13 protein-coding genes and 1 tRNA gene are annotated in these 16,307 nt (G+C 60.9%); 2 read left to right on the plus strand and 12 right to left on the minus strand.

The features are described 5' to 3' along the window. The 11 genes from BMY36_RS15290 to BMY36_RS15340 form a co-directional block, all read right to left on the minus strand. Nucleotides 1-271: transposase (locus BMY36_RS15290; protein ID WP_175469311.1), on the minus strand; the 271-nt coding region annotated here is incomplete at its 3' end. Nucleotides 272-294: 23 nt separating this feature from the next. After that, nucleotides 295-2,331, minus strand: a complete 2,037-nt coding sequence (locus BMY36_RS15295; protein ID WP_197086078.1) for a class I SAM-dependent DNA methyltransferase — start codon at nucleotides 2,329-2,331, stop codon at nucleotides 295-297. A 656-nt stretch (nucleotides 2,332-2,987) separates the two neighbouring features. Further along, a tRNA-Ser gene (locus BMY36_RS15300) sits at nucleotides 2,988-3,077 on the minus strand. An 80-nt stretch (nucleotides 3,078-3,157) separates the two neighbouring features. Continuing rightward, the gene (locus BMY36_RS15305; protein WP_050520600.1) at nucleotides 3,158-3,874 is read right to left on the minus strand and encodes an alanyl-tRNA editing protein; all 717 of its coding nucleotides are present in this window, start codon (nucleotides 3,872-3,874) and stop codon (nucleotides 3,158-3,160) included. Nucleotides 3,875-3,886: 12 nt separating this feature from the next. After that, nucleotides 3,887-6,262 (minus strand): DUF3772 domain-containing protein, encoded by a 2,376-nt coding sequence (locus tag BMY36_RS15310; RefSeq protein WP_050520599.1) that lies wholly within the window; start codon nucleotides 6,260-6,262, stop codon nucleotides 3,887-3,889. Continuing rightward, nucleotides 6,259-7,290 (minus strand): cysteine synthase A, encoded by a 1,032-nt coding sequence (locus BMY36_RS15315; protein WP_050520598.1) that lies wholly within the window; start codon nucleotides 7,288-7,290, stop codon nucleotides 6,259-6,261. The genes BMY36_RS15310 and BMY36_RS15315 overlap by 4 nt, the downstream gene beginning before the upstream one ends. Nucleotides 7,291-7,341: 51 nt before the next feature. Beyond that, nucleotides 7,342-8,454: an NUDIX domain-containing protein gene (locus tag BMY36_RS15320; RefSeq protein ID WP_050520597.1), complete on the minus strand. Its 1,113-nt coding sequence runs from the start codon at nucleotides 8,452-8,454 to the stop codon at nucleotides 7,342-7,344. Nucleotides 8,455-8,457: 3 nt separating this feature from the next. Then, nucleotides 8,458-8,898, minus strand: coding sequence for a TrgA family protein (locus tag BMY36_RS15325; RefSeq protein WP_050520596.1), 441 nt, complete (start codon nucleotides 8,896-8,898; stop codon nucleotides 8,458-8,460). Between the two features lie 40 nt (nucleotides 8,899-8,938). Next, nucleotides 8,939-10,150 carry an SAM-dependent methyltransferase gene (locus tag BMY36_RS15330; protein ID WP_050520603.1) on the minus strand — a complete coding sequence of 404 codons (1,212 nt, stop codon included), beginning with the start codon at nucleotides 10,148-10,150 and terminating at the stop codon, nucleotides 8,939-8,941. A gap of 46 nt (nucleotides 10,151-10,196) precedes the next feature. Continuing rightward, entirely contained in the window at nucleotides 10,197-11,621 is a 1,425-nt protein-coding gene (locus BMY36_RS15335; protein WP_050520595.1) for a cryptochrome/photolyase family protein, read from the minus strand. 162 nt (nucleotides 11,622-11,783) lie between these two features. Continuing rightward, a complete protein-coding gene (locus BMY36_RS15340) occupies nucleotides 11,784-13,016 on the minus strand; it encodes an aminotransferase class V-fold PLP-dependent enzyme (RefSeq protein WP_050520594.1) in 1,233 nt (410 codons plus the stop codon). 159 nt (nucleotides 13,017-13,175) lie between these two features. On the opposite strand from BMY36_RS15340, the gene BMY36_RS15345 reads away from it, so the two are divergent. After that, nucleotides 13,176-14,231, plus strand: coding sequence for an ABC transporter substrate-binding protein (locus BMY36_RS15345; RefSeq protein WP_050520593.1), 1,056 nt, complete (start codon nucleotides 13,176-13,178; stop codon nucleotides 14,229-14,231). A 69-nt stretch (nucleotides 14,232-14,300) separates the two neighbouring features. Then, a complete protein-coding gene (locus BMY36_RS15350) occupies nucleotides 14,301-15,452 on the plus strand; it encodes a flavin monoamine oxidase family protein (protein WP_050520592.1) in 1,152 nt (383 codons plus the stop codon). A 24-nt stretch (nucleotides 15,453-15,476) separates the two neighbouring features. On the opposite strand, the gene BMY36_RS15355 is transcribed toward BMY36_RS15350, so the two are convergent. Then, nucleotides 15,477-16,298: a universal stress protein gene (locus BMY36_RS15355; protein ID WP_050520591.1), complete on the minus strand. Its 822-nt coding sequence runs from the start codon at nucleotides 16,296-16,298 to the stop codon at nucleotides 15,477-15,479. Nucleotides 16,299-16,307 lie beyond the last annotated feature (9 nt).

The raw sequence follows: 16,307 nt of genomic DNA on the forward strand, positions 1-16,307 counted from the left end.
GCACCGCCCAATCCAAGTCGATCAGGTGCAGGAGGCTCTCGACAAACCCCGTCGTCTGCCGCAGCGCCATGCCGAACAGTACTTTCATCGTCAGACATGTCTGGATCGCAGCGTCACTGTAGTCGGGCTGTCGGCCACGTTTTCCGGTCGGCGCAGCCTCCCAGGTCATGGTGGGATCGAACCAAATCGTCAGCGAGCCACGACGCTTGAGCGCTTCGTTATAGGCGGACCAGTTCCTGGTCTTGTAGGCGAGGGGTGTCGGTTTACTCATACCACACAGCTACCATGCTGGATTCACAAGATGAATCCCTCATGGGATTTGTGCAACAGAGCCGGTTGGCGCAACCAATCCCTTGCGACTTCCGGTTCTAAATCAAACGCTCCATTCTTAATGGTGCCCTGAAAACAAAGTCCCGTCATTTCACTTAGCTTGATTGCGTCAGTTAGATTTACTGCTTGCTTGCTTGCGGTAAGGTCGGCGAAAATTTCTTCGACAGTGCCCCCCTCCAACCGCCCAGCTTCTCCCTTCACCCCATCAAAACAAACCATCGACACGCGCACCGCCGCGCCGTCCACGGTCCAAGCCTCATCGGCCCACGCCTCAAATATCCGCCCGCCGTCCACGATAGGTTTCAAAACTTCGCGGTTGGCCCCGCCGCGGATGGAATTGGTGGCAACCAGCCCGGCGCGGGTCAATTCCCCCGCCTGCATTGCTTGCCACGCGCGCACAAACCAATAGGCCACAAGGTCCACTCCGCCGGGCGCGTCGGCATAGGCTTTGCGCAGCGCCACGGTGTAATCCTCACCCAAGCCCGCAATCATCTTTTTGTTGCCCAGAAACGGCGGGTTGCCCACAACCACGTCCGCGCGGGGCCAATCGGCGCGGGTGCCGTCCGCGTTCAACACCGCGTCGCGGTTCTGGATCGTGTCCAACGTCCGCAAGATGGGGTTTTTCGCCGCCTCAAACCCGTTGCGGCGCATCCATTGGATTTCACCAATCCAAACCGATACGCGGGCCAACTCCGCCGCGTAGGGGTTCAACTCAATCCCCAGCACCGCTTCCGGCCCGATAGAGGGGAAAGCCCGCGGCAGGCCCAGCGCCTCCGCCTCTAGGTTGGCGCGGTGTTCTATGTTTTTCAACTCCAACAGCGCGATATACAGGAAGTTTCCCGACCCGCAGGCCGGGTCCAGCACCCGAAACGCTTTCAGGCGGTCGATAAAGGCTTTGTGCAGCGCGCCCGCGTCGCGGTGGGCCTTGGTGTTGGCCGCAAGGTCTTTGCCGCGCAGCAGTTTTTCTTTGGTGGCTTTGGGGGCGTTTTCCAGCAGGTCCGCAATCGCCGTCCGTACCCCGTCCCATTCGGCCAAAAGCGGTTGCACCATCACCGGGCCAACGATTTGCATGATCTTATCGCGGTCGGTGTAATGCGCGCCAAGCTGGCTGCGCTTGTCCGGGTCCAGCCCGCGTTCAAACAGGGTGCCAAGGATGGACGGGTCAATGTCGGACCAATCAAGGCTGGCGGCGCGGATAAGGTCGTCGAGGTCTTCCCACGTCAGGGGCAGCGTGGCGTCACTGTCAAACAGCCCGCCGTTGAACCATTCCACGGGTTCAAATCCCACCATCCCGCCGGACTTCATGGCGCTGAACAGGGTTTGGGCGTGTTGCGCAAAGGTTTCCGGCTTTGGCCGCGCGGCCTTTATCATGCGTTCAAACATTTTGCCGGGCAGCAGGTTGGTATCTTCGGCAAACATGCAAAACACCAGCCGATTTACGAAATGCGCGACTTGTTCGGGGTCATGCCCCCGCCCGCGCAGCCGTTGGGCAAGAGTGGCAAAGCGTTGGGCCGCTTCTTCGGTCAGGACTTGCCGGGTTTTGGCGGGTTTCAGGCGTTCGGGTTCGGTGAAGCAATGGCGCAGCAGGTCGCGGGTGGTGGCGTCCGTCAGGTCCATCAATTCAATCGTGTGGACCTTTTGGACCGTGTTGGTCCAGTTGGTGTGGATGCGGATGCGGTCCATATCCGACACGATCAGCAACGGCGGGTTTTCCAGCGCAATGGCGTATTGGCGCAGTTGGTCAAAGGCGCGGTCTAGGTCTTTGCGCTTGCCCTTATATTCCCAAGCAAAACAGTCTTTGCGCCAAACATCGGCCCAGCCTTCGCCGCCGGACGTTTTGGACGCGCCTTTTTCAAAGGTGAACCATTCGCCCTTCGGGTCGGCTGTCACCGGGTCGGGGATTTCCAAGAGGGTGCAAAGGTCCAGAAAATGACTGTGGGACGCCGTGCGCTCTTTCAGGTCCACATTGCGCCACTTGTCGATAAACTCTTGGGGGGTCATGTTCTGGCCTTGATTGCTTAACAACCAAGTAAGCACCGGACGACTGTGGATGCCAAGGGGCTAAGTGCCGGGGCAGGCAATGTTTGCGCCGCCCCCGCCGTTAGGTTGTCTGCTTTGTCAAAAAGTCCCAGCATGCGCCGCTTTGTGCGTGACGCTTAGAGAGGATACAGCCGCGCCGCCGGGGTAGGCCGGGGGGCGGGGTCGGCGTCCGTGTCCGGCCACGTCCGGCGCTGCGTCCGTGTCTCCGTCCGGTCCCACGTCCTGCCCTGCCCCCACGGCGTCCACGTCCGCGCACTGTCCCACGTCCTACGCCGTCCGCGCCCAGCGCAGCCCGGCGTCCATCGTGGCGGGGGATATTACCCAAAGGCGTGGCGGCGTGTGTGAAGGTTCAACCGTGGGTGTTGGTGCATTGGGGGAAGTGTTTGGCAACGGGGCCTTTGGCCCACCTTGGCGTCCGGCTCCTGCGGTCTGCCCTCTGGCCCGTGCCGAACCCTTCAAACGCCCGCGCGCCGTGCCTGCGTCAGAATGTCGCACCCCTACGGATACCACCGCAGAACCAGCCTACAAAACCAACAAGCCCAGCCATTGCCGCTTTAGTGGCTGGTTAGGGGCCAAATCGCAGCGGTCTACCTAAGTCATTGATTTTATTGATCTATTGGCGGAGCGAGAGGGATTCGAACCCTCGAGACGGTTCCCCGCCTACACACTTTCCAGGCGTGCGCCTTCGACCACTCGGCCACCGCTCCGTTGGCGCGTCTTTAGCCTGCTATTGCAACGGGTGGCAAGGGGGGCCGTGCAGAATTCCTGCAATTGCGCGCCCTTTTGGTCAATCCGCCAAACTTAACGAAACCCGGCGGTTTTGACGGCCTTTGTTTTCCACTTTGCCAAGCGTGACGCGGCCAATTTCGCCCGTCCGCGCCACATGGGTGCCCCCGCAGGGCTGCAAATCCACCTGCCCGCTGCCTGCCCCAATCCGCACAAGGCGCACGCGGCCCTGCCCCATCGGCGGCATTACCGACATGGTTTTCACCAATCCCGGGTTGGCCAGCAATTCATCGTCGGTAATCCATTCCTCCGTCACCGCCAAATCGCGGTCAATCAGGCGGTTCAACGCCTCCTCTACGGCCGTCATATCGCCGGGTGCCTCTGGCATGGCAAAATCCAACCGGCCTTTGTCGGCCCCAATTTGTCCCCCCGTCACGGGCAAAGGAATGACCACGGACAGCAAATGCAGCGCAGTATGCACCCGCATCATCCGGTGCCGCCGCGACCAGTCCAGCACTTGGCGCACCATCGTGCCCACGGCGGGCATCGCATCGGGGGCTGCGGGCAACAGGCCCACGCCAGCCTCTACCTTTACCGCCGTTGCAATCGGCAGCCTGTGCGCGCCCCAAATCAAATGGCCGCTGTCACCCGGTTGCCCGCCACCCGTGGGGTAAAACACCGTGCGGTCCAGCACAATCGCGCCTTCCGCCGTGTGGGCCAACACCACCGCCTCCGCCTCTGCTTGATAGGCATCACTGCGAAACAACAACTCGGTCATAGAACGCTCCGTTCAGGCAGGTTTGGGGGCATCAGGCGCTTTGGAGATTTGCCCCAACGCCTCCGGATTGCGGATCCAGATGTCGCGCTGGCCAAAAGGAATCTCAATCCCCTCCTCCTCAAAGCGCCGCGCGATTTCGTGGTTGATCTCGGACCGCACCGTGACCGAAAAATTCACATCGCGCAAAATCAGGCGGATTTCAAAATCCAAACTGTCCGCGCCAAATGCCGCCAACACCACGACAGGCGGCGGGTTCAACACGGCCAAGGGCTGCGCTTCCGCAATCTCTTGCAAAATCTTTTCCACTTTGCGCGTGTCGGTGCCATACGCCACGCCCACCTTCACAATCAACCGCCCCGACAGGTTGAACCGCGTCCAGTTTGTCACCATCCCCGACACAAAATCCGAATTCGGCACGATCACATCGGTCCGGTCAAACGTCTGGATGCGGGTCGATCTCACGGAAATCCCGCGCACCGTGCCCATCACGCCGTTCACCTCAATCCAATCCCCTTCGGAAATCGGGCGTTCAATCAGCAAAATAATGCCCGCCACAAAATTCGACACGATGTTTTGCAAACCAAAACCAATGCCAACGGACAAGGCACCTGCCACAATCGCAAGGCCCGACAAATCAATCCCCGCCGCCGTAATCCCAATCAGCGCCGCAAGGAAAATCCCGATATAGCCAACCCCGGCCACAATCGCATTCTGCCCGCCTTGGTCCAAATTGGTCTTGGGCAAGATCGAGGTTTTCAGCGCCCCCTGCAACAACCGCGTGATCAGGAACCAAAACCCAAACACCACCGCCAGCAAGATAAAGTCGGACGGCGAAATCCGGGTTTGCCCTATTTGGAACCCATCGCGCAGCTTGGTGAACACCTCAGTCAGGTCGGCCACCCGCGCGCCCCAAATCAGGGCCAAAAACGGGGTGGACGCAAAGGCAAGAAAGAACCCCACCAACACCGGCACCAACGCATCGCGGCCCCGTTCATCATTGCGAATAAGCACGGCATACACCGCCCCCACCAGGTTTTGCAGCGCCAACAAAAACGCCACCAACCCCAAGGACACGATCATCGGGAACACCATCCCCTGCCCCGCCCGCACATACCCCACGGTGGCCAGCAACGGCCCCAACACCCCAACCACAAGGGCAATCCGCGCAATCAGCGCAATCAACCGGTTGGAAAACGGCGTGGTCGCATCATTAACCACCGCCCCTTTTGTGCTGCGCAACAACAGCTTGGCCAGTTTGAACAGGAAAAACCCCGCCACCAGCAACGTGGGATACGACAAAACAGATTGCGCGGCATCAGTGGCCGCACTGTCCGTAAACGCCGCATCGCGCAAAATTTCCAGCCCAAGGGTCACCCCCAGCACTTGCGCCATAAACCGCCCCGATGCGCGGTCGCCCTCTTCCAGCCGCAAATGGGTGGGGGCCGCAGCCGCGCGCGGAAAACTGCAGGACCCCAGCCAGCGCGCGATGAAAACCGCGCCCCCCGCCGTGAACAACGCGGTCAACACAACCAACCCAAAGGTGCCCGGCAATTTCGACAGCGCCAGCGCGATCGTCAGCGCCAACACCCCCAAAATCGGCACAACCACTTGCCCCAGCGAGGTGACAAAGGACCAAATTTCGCGCGTGTCCGACGTGCCGCGTTCCATCAGGCGAAACGCTTTGCCCTCCAGCAGCGCGCGCCCGCGCAAAATCGTCAGCGCCGCAAACAACAAAAGGCCAATGATCAACGGCAAAGCCGCCACCGCCTCCTCGCGCTTGGCCTCATCGTTCAGGTTTTCGCGCACTTCGCCCGTCAGCACGGCAACCTTGCCCAGCACCGTTTCGGCGGCCACCGGCCAATTCGCAGGGTTGATGGGCAGCGGCCACACTTCCAACAGCGCCTCGGTCTGGCGTTCGCGCAACACGCGGTCAATCTCGGTGATCACCCCATCCGCGCGGCTGTACGCCTCGACGGCCGCCACCGCAGGCGCCTGCGCCACGGCCAATTGATCGGCCAATTCCTTGCGCCGGCTTGCCGCATCGCGCGGCTCGCTCACCCCCTCGGCAGGCGGCGCGCCCAGCGCATCCACCTGCGCGCGGATGGTCGCAATCCGCGACGCGTTGGTGCCTTGCGCCGCCAACAACCGGGTGCGCCAACCTGCAATTTCAAGGCGCAGGGTTTCCAACTCGGCACTTGACGTGGACGCATCATCAATCAGATCATCCGCTGATGCCGCCAGTTTTTCCCAGGCTTTGTAATCCAGCGGCGCCTCTAAGACGGGGCCTTGCACCGTTTGTGCCTGCACCACTGGCACCGATGCCACCGCACCAATGCACAAGGCCAGCGCCAAAACCGCCCAAAACCGCAAATGCGCCGCCCCCCTCATCCTTCAAACACCGCAGGAATATCGCGCGGACCTTGCGCCAGCCATTCCGGCACAGGCAGCCCCTTGGACGCCAAAAATTCCGGGTTGAACAGCTTGGATTGATACCGCGTGCCGTAATCGCACAGAATGGTCACAATCGTGTGTCCCGGCCCCATATCCCGCGCCATACGCATCGCACCCGCGATATTGATACCCGATGACCCGCCAAGGCACAGCCCTTCGTCGGCCAGCAAATCAAACACAATCGGCAGCGCTTCGGCATCCGAAATGCGGTAACTGTAATCGGGTTTCAACCCTTCAAGGTTCGCCGTGATGCGCCCTTGCCCAATCCCTTCGGTGATCGACGAACCGGGGCTGTCCATCACCCCCGTGGTGTAAAACGAATGAAGCGCCGCTCCTTCGGGGTCCGCCAAACCGATTTTCACACCCTTGGGCTGCAAGGCCAGTGCCATCCCCGCCAACGTACCCCCCGACCCAACAGCGCAAATGAACCCATCCACCTTGCCATTCGTCTGTTCCCACACCTCGGGCCCGGTGGTTTCCACATGGGCTTGGCGGTTGGCGATATTGTCAAACTGATTGGCCCAAATTGCGCCATTAGGTTCGATTAGTGCAAGTTTCTCGGCCAAACGCCCAGAATACCGCACATAATTGTTCGGATTCTTATAGGGCGCGGCAGGCACCTGAACCAACTCCGCCCCGGCAAGGCGCAGCATATCCTTCTTTTCTTGGCTTTGGGTTTCGGGAATCACAATCACGGTGCGAAACCCCATCGACGCGCCCACCAGCGCTAGGCCAATCCCTGTGTTGCCCGCCGTGCCTTCCACAATCGTGCCGCCGGGTTTCAACAGCCCCTTGGCCACCGCATCGCGAATAATGTACAACGCAGCGCGGTCCTTGACCGACTGGCCGGGGTTCATAAACTCCGCCTTGCCCAAAATCTCACATCCGGTGGCGTCAGACGCCTTTTTCAACCGGATCAGGGGGGTCTTGCCAATGGCGTCTGCCAAATCGCGGAACGTGCGCATCCGAATATCCTTTTGCTGTTGTCCTTGGTCTACGAAAGGACGCGGGCAAACTCAAGCCTTGGCACCATCGCGCAACCGCCCGCGCGCGCGCTCCAGCCAATAATAACTTAACAACAAGGGCGCGGTCGTCACCCCCCCGCGCGCCACCAAATCCGCAAAATCTTCAAACGACAGCAAATGCCCTTTGATATCCTCCGCCTCCTCGGGCGCACCGCCTACAATGGCGGTGCCATCGGGCAAATCGGTCAGTGCTACAAAGGAATAAATAAACTCCGTCTTGGCCCCCGGCGATGGGTAATAATTCCCAATCGGCAACAGCGCCCCAAGGGTCAGCCCCGCTTCCTCCACCGCCTCGCGGCGTGCGGCATCTTGCGGCCCTTCACCCGGATCAATGCGGCCCGCAATCGCCTCCATCTGCCACGGCTGCCCATCCCCGCGCGCAAATGGCCCCATGCGAAACTGCTCCACAATCAAAACCCGGTCGCGGACCGCATCATAAGGCAGCACCGTTACCGCATCGGCAGATACAAACGCCGCCCGCGTCACCACCGCACTCTGCCCGCCGTCAAAGCGGCGATATGACAGATCATACTCCTCCACCGCGAAAAAATTGGCATAGGGCGTGCGCTGTGCCGCCACCTGCACCGCGCCTGCGGGCAAACCGCCGCCCGCCCGCACCCGCGCCGCACCGCGCACCAACATCGGTGCGCGCCGCGTGGCCGCAATCGGTGCGGGATACAGCGCCATCACATCCGCCGCGGTGGCCACATGAACAGCGCCCCATCGCGCCACCCAATCGTCCAAATTCCAAACGTCGCCCGGCACCCACAGCCCCGCATCCGGCACAAAAACCTGCGCCAAACCTGCGCTTTCCCCCCCCGTGCCTTCCCCCTCTGCGCCCTCAACCGCCAACGGTTGCGCTGAAAACCCAAACGGCCCTTCGTAATAGGCCAGCCGCGCTACATCCGCATCCGTCAAATCGGCCAGCAACAACCCCCGCGCCCGCGCGCCCGCCTGCCCCACAATCAGTGGAAAATCATGCTCTTTTGCCCAATACACCGCGTGATCTGGGCACATTGCCGCCGACACCACAGGCACCCGGCCCAAAACCGCCGCCAACAAAGGTAAATGGCACAAGCTGCCATAGAGAAACACCTGCGCCACCGATCAATCCCACCGCCGCTTGGCCCATTCAGACGCCAAGCCACCAGCAACAGCGCCCCCCACCAAAGCCACCAAAACCGGCTGCGTGAACACCAACGCACCGTTTTCAACCGCCAGTGCGAAAATATCCACAATCGCCTCCAGCGCGCCGTCATAGCGTTGCTTGAACGCCTTGCGCACCATCAAAATCGTGGAAAAAATCAACAGCGCCCAAACCACCACCGCCACCGAAGTTTTAACCCCCGACCCCAAAGCCGCGCTATACCCATGCCCCGTGACCGCCCCCATAATCCGCCAGCCACAAATCAACCCAATGATGGGGCACATGATGCTGTACAACCCAAATTGTGTTCCCTCGGGCAGGCCCAATTTGAACGCCTCACCCGCGAAATACGCGGTGGCTGCAAAAATAACGGCGGCAATCAGTTTGGATAAGGTCGGCATGAAAGCGGTTTTTCCCGTGTTTGGGGCCGGGGCGCCGCCCCTACAGGGGCCGCGTCACGGTGATCTGCGTTACATCGCAGTTTCCGCCCTGAAAGGCCCCCGCGCAAGAGGTAAGGTAATAATTCCACATCCGCCGGAACCGATCATCAAACCCAAGCCGCGCCACATCGTCCCAACGGTCGTTGAACGACACATGCCAGCGCCGCAACGTGTCGCTATAAGATTTGCCAAACTCGACCGACCCTTTCACATCCAACCCCGCCTTGGCAACTTCGGCGCGCAGCGCACTGGGGCTGGGCAACATCCCCCCCGGAAAGATATGTTTTTGAATGAAATCAACACCTTTGCGGTACACTTCAAACCGTCTTTCCTGCAAGGTGATGATCTGCAATGTCGCGTGCCGCCCCGGTTTCAACCGATCGCGCAGGGTGTTGAAATAGACGGGCCAATACTTTTCGCCCACCGCCTCAAACATCTCGATGCTGGCAATCCCGTCATAAAGCCCCGCCTCATCGCGGTAATCTTGCAACTTGATCGTGACCTTATCCGACAGGCCCGCGCGTGCCATCCGTGCCACAGCATAATCATATTGCGCTTGCGAAATCGTCAGGCCCGTGACGTGCAACCCCCGCTCCCCCGCCGCATATTCCGCAAACCCGCCCCACCCACAGCCAATTTCCAAAATATGATCGCCGGGCGAAACTCCCATCTGGTCCACCATCGACGCATATTTCTGCGCCTGCGCTTTTTCCAAACTTTCCTGCCCTGTGGTGAACAGCGCCGATGAATAGGTCATGGTTTCATCCAACCACAGCCCATAAAACTCATTCCCAAGGTCATAGTGGTACGAGATGTTCTTTTTCGACCCCCGCTTGGTGTTGGCCCGCAACACATGGCGCATCCGCTCATACAGCCGCAAAATCGCCATGCCGTAAAAACTGTCGTAAATCTCGTCATTGTCGGCATGGACCAAATCCATGAACGCTTGCAAATCGGGGCTGGACCACCACCCTTCCAAATACGCATCTGAAAACCCGATGTCGCCTTCGCGGATCAGCCGCGCAAACAGGTCGCTGTTATGCACTTCCAAAACCGCCACGGGGCCGGGGTTGCGCCCGATCGCGCGAAACCGCCGCCCGTCATCCAGCACCAAATCCAGCCGCCCATGCCCCAACCCTTGGGCCTGCGCAAACACCTGCGCAAAATATCGCGGCAGGTTCTTTTGCCCGGCGGTTGTTGTCAAAACGTCCATAGTCCACCCCAAATCCCAATCAGGCCCCAAAGGCCCGTCTCTATATCTACGCGTGATCTATGCCAGAGTTTCGCTGCGCATAGGCCTCCAACGCTCTTTTTCGCCCCACGGCCAAATCCACCATCCGCCGCGGATAGGGCGCCCCCGCGTCCAACCCCCAGGCTCGCGGCACCGCATCAAAAAACGCTCGCGCATCACGCCCCGGCACATTTGCCAATTCCGCAATGAACCGATGCCTGTAAACCGCCTTGGGGTCAAATTTTTCGACCTGCGTTTCGGGGTTGAACACGCGGAAATACAGCGCCGCATCCGGCCCCGACCCCGCCGCCCATTGCCAGCCCATCGCGTTGGCCGCCGGGTCCCAGTCGATCAAACATTCCTCAAACCAGCGCAGGCCAACGCGCCAATCCGTCAACAAATGCTTGGTCAAATACGACGCCACGATCATCCGCGCGCGGTTGTGCATCGTGCCCGTGACATACATCTCGCGCATCGCGGCATCGACAAACGGCTCTCCGGTCATGCCACGCCGCCAGCGTTCCGCGTCCGCCCCATCGCCGCGCCACGCGAAATTATCCCATTCAGGCCGCCAGTTTTGCGTGGTGATATGCGGCGTGTGGTGCAGCAAATGATAGGCAAACTCGCGCCACACCAGCTCTTTCAAAAAATGCTCGGCGCCCGCACGCCCGTCTTGCAGCGCGCGCATGCCGCCGTGCCACACATCGCGCGGCCCAATCTCGCCATAGGTCAGGTTTTCGGACAGCCGCGATGTCGCAGCCTCCGCCGGGAAATCCCTGCGTTCCTTGTACCCGCCCACCGGCCCGTCCAAAAACGCCGCCAACCGCGCTTGCGCCGCAGCCTCGCCCACGCAGGCATGCACGGCCACCACACCCGCGCCCCGGTTCATCGCGGCCCCCATGCGCCAATCGGCCAAATCATCACTGGCAGGCCACGCTTGCGGCCCCAGCAACGCACGCGGCGCGGCACTCGGCCCCGCCACATCGCGGTCCTTCACAGACCGCCAAAACGGCGTATAGACTTTGTAAAACCCACCCTGCCCGGTTGCCACCGTCCACGGCTCAAACAGCAAATGGCCCGCGTGGCTCACCGCCTCCAAACCCTCCGACCGCAACGCTGCTTTCACAGCCGTGTCGCGCGCAACCGATGCCGGGTCATACAGCCGCGCCCAATGCACAGCACCCGCACCGACCTCGGCCACCAACCCGCGCAACACCTCCAGCGCAGGCCCGCGCCGCAACACCAACCGCGACCCAATCGCCTCCAGATCACGCGCAAACGCCGCCACGCTCAACCCCAAGCGCCACTTGGCGGCAGCCCCCAACGCCTCCGTCTCAGCGTCCAAAATAAACACAGGAACCACCGCCCGCCCAGACACCACCGCCTGCACCAACAAAGGATTGTCACGCAGCCGCAAATCGCGCCGCACCCACCAAATCAAAGGATTCGTCATAAATCTCCGCCAAAAATCTTACTTATCTTACGAACCCCACCCAGCGCTGGATCACTCCCCATCATTTGGTCAAAAATATCCTGCAGGAGTCGTCCATTCTGCGCCATTGGTCCAAGCCCAATGGACGACGGGGCGCAAAGCCCCCAATCTGCACTCAAACACTCATAACACCTCCGCCAGCACCGCGCGCAACCGCGCAACCTCCTCCGCGCTTGTGTAATGCACAAAACTCAACCGCAACACGCCCGCACCTGCATCAATACCCATCGCCTCCAGCGCGCGCACGGCGTAAAAATCGCCGCCCCCCGCCATAATGCCATGCGCGGCCAGCGCCGCCGCCACAGGCTCCGCCGCGCGGTCCAGCGCCAGCGCCACGGTCGGCGCGCGCAAACCCGCATCGCGCGGCCCAATCAGTCGCACATCATTGCGGTCCGCAAAATCATCCAGCAACGGCTGCAACAGCGCCACCTCATGGGCGCGCATCAAATCATGCACGGCATTGTTGCGTGCCAGCGGCCCCGCATCCCCACCCGGCATGTGGTGCGCATAGAGCGCGTCAATATAATCCGCCATCCCCGCACAGGCCGCAATCTGCGCATGGTCCGGCCCGGCAGGCGTGAACCGCTTGTACAAAGCCCCTTCGTTGAAATAATGGCACTGCGCGGGCAAGGCCGCCCCCACCGCGCGCCGCACCACCATGATCCCTTGATGCGGACCATAGGTTTTATAGGCCGAAAACATGTAAATATCCGCCCCCAGCGCCCCAATATCGGGGAACCCGTGCGGCGCGTAACTGACCCCGTCCACGCAAGTATACGCCCCCGCCGCCCGCGCCATGGCACAGATTTGCGCCACCGGGTTCACCTCGGCCACCACGTTGGAACAATGCGGGAAACACACCATCCGCACGGCCCCATCCGCCAACAAATCCGCCAACGCATCCAAATCCAAATGCCCGGTTACGGGGTCAATGCGCCACTCGCGCACCTCCACCCCGTCTTGCGCCAACCGCCGCCACACGCCCGAATTGGCCTCATGGTCTTGGTTCGTCACCACCACCGCGCCGCCAGTATCGCCAATCATCCGCCGCAAGGCCTGCGCCAAAACAAAGGTATTGGCGCTGGTCGATGGGCCAAATGACACTTCATCCACCTCCACGCCCATCAGGCCTGCCAACCGCGCGCGCGCCTCATCCATCTCCGCCCCGCCCGCGATGGATGCCGCATAAGGCGCATAGGGCTGCACTTTGCGTTCCGTATAAAACCGCGTCAAACGGTCAATCACCGCCCCGCAAGTGTACGATCCCCCAGCATTTTCAAAAAACGCTTGGCCCACCAACCCCGGCACAGAAAACGCCGGAAACTGCGCGCGTACAAAATCCACATCCAATTGCATCACATCCCCCCAATTTTGCCCTGATGATAGCCATCCCCCCCGCAACCCGCAATACGCCCCACCAATCAACGCATTCCCTCTTGAGTGCGCAGCCCTTAGCCCCTAACTTTCCTTTAGACGATATAAAAAACCACCCCAACAGATAAGGAAAACCACCCCATGAACACAAAAACCAAGTTGATGCTTGGCGCGGTCTTTGCGCTCGCGCTGCCCATGACCGCAGCCCACGCGGCAGACCCAGAATTGATCGTCTTCGACTGGGCCGGGTTTGAGGATGAAAGCCTGATCAAAGCTTACGTTGAAAAGCACGGCCAAATGCCCACCTACGCGCTTTACGGCGATGATGATGAGGCGTTTCAAAAAGTATCCTCCGGCTTCAAGGCCGATGTGGCGCACCCTTGCTCGCAGATGGTGTCCAAATACCGCGACGCCGGGTTGATTGAACCTTGGGACGTCTCGCGCATCCCCAATTTCGGTGAAATCGCCCCGCGTTTCCTCGACAGCCCAATTTTCAAGGATGATACCGGCGTTTGGTACATCCCCACCGATTTCGCCTATACCGCGATTGCGTGGAACACCACCGATGTGCCAGAAGCGGACGTGGCCTCGCTCGATGTGTTCTTGAACCCAAAATACACAGGCCGCATCTCGCTGCCCGACAACACCGATGACATCTGGTCGCTTGCGCTTCTCGCCACCGGCGTCACAGACTGGACCAACTTGACCGAGGAACAGTTTCAAGCAGGTGCGGCTTGGTTGCGCGCGGCCCATCCAAACGTCGTCGCCTATTGGTCCGACCCGTCCGAATTGTCGCAATTGATGGCAGGCGGCCAAGTGCAAGTGTCTTGGTCGTGGAATGATGGCGTGGCCCTGATGCGCGCCGAAGGGTTCCCGGTCGGCTTTCAACGCCAAGCAAAAGAAGGCGCTGCTACATGGTTTTGCGGCTATGTGAACTTCAAGGATTCGCCGGGGTCCGAAGATAAGGCCTATGACTTCATCAACGCGTGGCTCGATCACGGCTCTGCGCGCGGCCTGCTGGATGGGTTCGGTTACGCCCACACCAACACCGTGGCCCTCGCCACCATCCCCGACGCCGATCTGGTGGCCGCCGATGTCAGCCCCATCGACACCACGCTGCTGTCTCAAACCCCGATCGACCCCGCCATGCGCGACCGCATGTTGAAAGAGTTTGAAAATATCAAAGCTGGCTTCTGATAAACCCCCAAAAACGGCCTGCCCGGACCATGCGTTCGGGCAGGCCCCAAAACCCAACAAAGGCCCCCCATGCGCCGCCGCCTGTTCCTGACACTGGGCGGTGCCACCCTCGCCGCCCCTCACATCGTCACCGCCACCCGCCCCACCCGCGTGCTCATCGTCGGGGCCGGGGCCGCTGGCCTCACCGCCGCCCATCACCTCACCACCGCAGGCGTTGATGCCCAAGTGGTCGATGCGGCACCCTACTGGGGCGGGCGCATCGCCAAAATCACCACCTTGTCCGATATCCCTTTGGACATCGGCGCAGAATGGATTCACGGTGCCCCCACCCTTTTGGGCGAAATCCTTGGCCAAGGGGCCACCGATCTTGGCATCGACACCTTCCCCGACAGCCCCAAAACCTTTGATGTTTGGCACAATGACCGCCTCACCCGCATCCCCACGCCCAACCTCGACACCAGCCCAACCGAACATAAATTTCACACCACAACTTGGTATGATTTTTTCGACCGCTTCATCGCGACACCCCTCGCGGCCCACATTACCCTCAATGCGCAGGTGCGTGAAATCACCCATGATCGGCGCGGCGTCACCGCCACGCTAGGGGATGGCAGCCGCATCGACGCCGACCACATCTTGGTCACCACGCCGCTTTCCGTCCTCCAAAACGGCGCAATCCGCTTTTCCCCCGCCCTGCCCAAATCCACCACCGAAGGCTTGCAAACCATCACCTTCGGCGCGGGGTTCAAATTGTTCCTCCGCTTCAAAACGCGCTTTTACCCCGATGCGATCATCGCAGGCCCCCTGCGCGCGTATCAAGATGAAAGCTGGACGGAAAATCTGTTCTATGACGCAGCGCTTGGCAAACCCACCACCGACCATATCCTTGGCCTGTTCAGCGCAGCCCCAACGCCACTGCCGCGCGCGCGCCTGTCGGATGCCGCGATGATCAGCGATGTGCTGAAGGAACTTGACCGCATGTATAATGGTGCTGCCTCGCAATCATTCTTGCAAGGTGTCGCGCAAAACTGGACCAAAAACCCCTACATCATGGGCAGTTACGCGATGGACAGCAGCGGCGACACGCCCCTCACCACACTCCTCGCCTCACGCGCCCGCCTGCATTTCGCGGGTGAGGCGATGGGCGGCGAACACCAATCCACCGTCCACGGCGCCGCTTTTTCCGCCATCCGCGCGGTGCAAACCATCTTGCACGGCTAACAGGTCACGCCGCCAAAAACCCCATTATCGCACCAACATAACCGGAATTTTGCACGACCGGATCACTTCGGTGGTGGTGGACCCGATGATCAAATTGCGAATCCGGCTGTGCCCATAAGCCCCCATCACCAGCACATCAAACTCTGCCGCCATCTGCACCAACACCGCATCCGCCACGCCCGGCCGATGCTCCGCCGATGCGGTCAGCCCCGCCTCGTGCAACCGCGCCAGCGCCGCTTCAACCCCCGCCGCAGGCACGTCGCCCACACTGACCAAAACCACCTCTAACCCATGATACAGCTGCGATTGCGCAATATGGCTGATCGAACGCACCGCCGATGGCCCCCCATCAAACGCCACCAAAACGCGCGCGATCGGCTTGAACGCGCGCGTCGCCACCAAAACAGGCACTTTGGCCCCGCGCACAATCCGCTCCACGTTGGACCCCAAATGGCCCTTGGCAAAATCCGCCGCCGCGCCGCGCTTGCCCACCACGATCAGGTCAAAATCGGTGCCCATTTCCTCCAGCAAATCCCCGGTGCGCAGCCGCGTGGTCACATCCGCCGCCCCCGCCCCCGCCAAAACGCGGGCCGCATCGTCCAAAATCGCGCGGCCCTGCTGGCCCACCAATTTCGCCCGCGCCGTGTCCAGCGCCGCCAATTCCGCCATCAAGGCCGTGCGTGCGCCCAACCGGATCGCGCCCGACAAATCCTGCGCCACCGCCTCACGCCGCCCCACAACATGCAGCGCTTCCACCGCCGCATCCAGCCGCGCACTGGCCCATCCCGCCAACGCGCACACAGAATGGGCATAGGCAGACCCGTCGACCAAAGCGATGATTTTCATGTCCCGTCC

This window comes from Pseudorhodobacter antarcticus (assembly GCF_900110135.1).
Taxonomy (GTDB): domain Bacteria; phylum Pseudomonadota; class Alphaproteobacteria; order Rhodobacterales; family Rhodobacteraceae; genus Pseudorhodobacter; species Pseudorhodobacter antarcticus.

Bases quoted from the DNA above. Each gene is read 5' to 3' on its own strand.
- BMY36_RS15355 (WP_050520591.1), bottom strand. From the start codon at position 16,298: ATGAAAATCATCGCTTTGGTCGACGGGTCTGCCTATGCCCATTCTGTG.
- BMY36_RS15325 (WP_050520596.1), bottom strand. From the start codon at position 8,898: ATGCCGACCTTATCCAAACTGATTGCCGCCGTTATTTTTGCAGCCACC.
- BMY36_RS15335 (WP_050520595.1), bottom strand. From the start codon at position 11,621: ATGACGAATCCTTTGATTTGGTGGGTGCGGCGCGATTTGCGGCTGCGT.
- BMY36_RS15345 (WP_050520593.1), top strand. From the start codon at position 13,176: ATGAACACAAAAACCAAGTTGATGCTTGGCGCGGTCTTTGCGCTCGCG.
- BMY36_RS15310 (WP_050520599.1), bottom strand. From the start codon at position 6,262: ATGAGGGGGGCGGCGCATTTGCGGTTTTGGGCGGTTTTGGCGCTGGCC.
- BMY36_RS15315 (WP_050520598.1), bottom strand. From the start codon at position 7,290: ATGCGCACGTTCCGCGATTTGGCAGACGCCATTGGCAAGACCCCCCTG.
- BMY36_RS15340 (WP_050520594.1), bottom strand. From the start codon at position 13,016: ATGCAATTGGATGTGGATTTTGTACGCGCGCAGTTTCCGGCGTTTTCT.
- BMY36_RS15350 (WP_050520592.1), top strand. From the start codon at position 14,301: ATGCGCCGCCGCCTGTTCCTGACACTGGGCGGTGCCACCCTCGCCGCC.
- BMY36_RS15330 (WP_050520603.1), bottom strand. From the start codon at position 10,150: ATGGACGTTTTGACAACAACCGCCGGGCAAAAGAACCTGCCGCGATAT.
- BMY36_RS15305 (WP_050520600.1), bottom strand. From the start codon at position 3,874: ATGACCGAGTTGTTGTTTCGCAGTGATGCCTATCAAGCAGAGGCGGAG.
- BMY36_RS15295 (WP_197086078.1), bottom strand. From the start codon at position 2,331: ATGACCCCCCAAGAGTTTATCGACAAGTGGCGCAATGTGGACCTGAAA.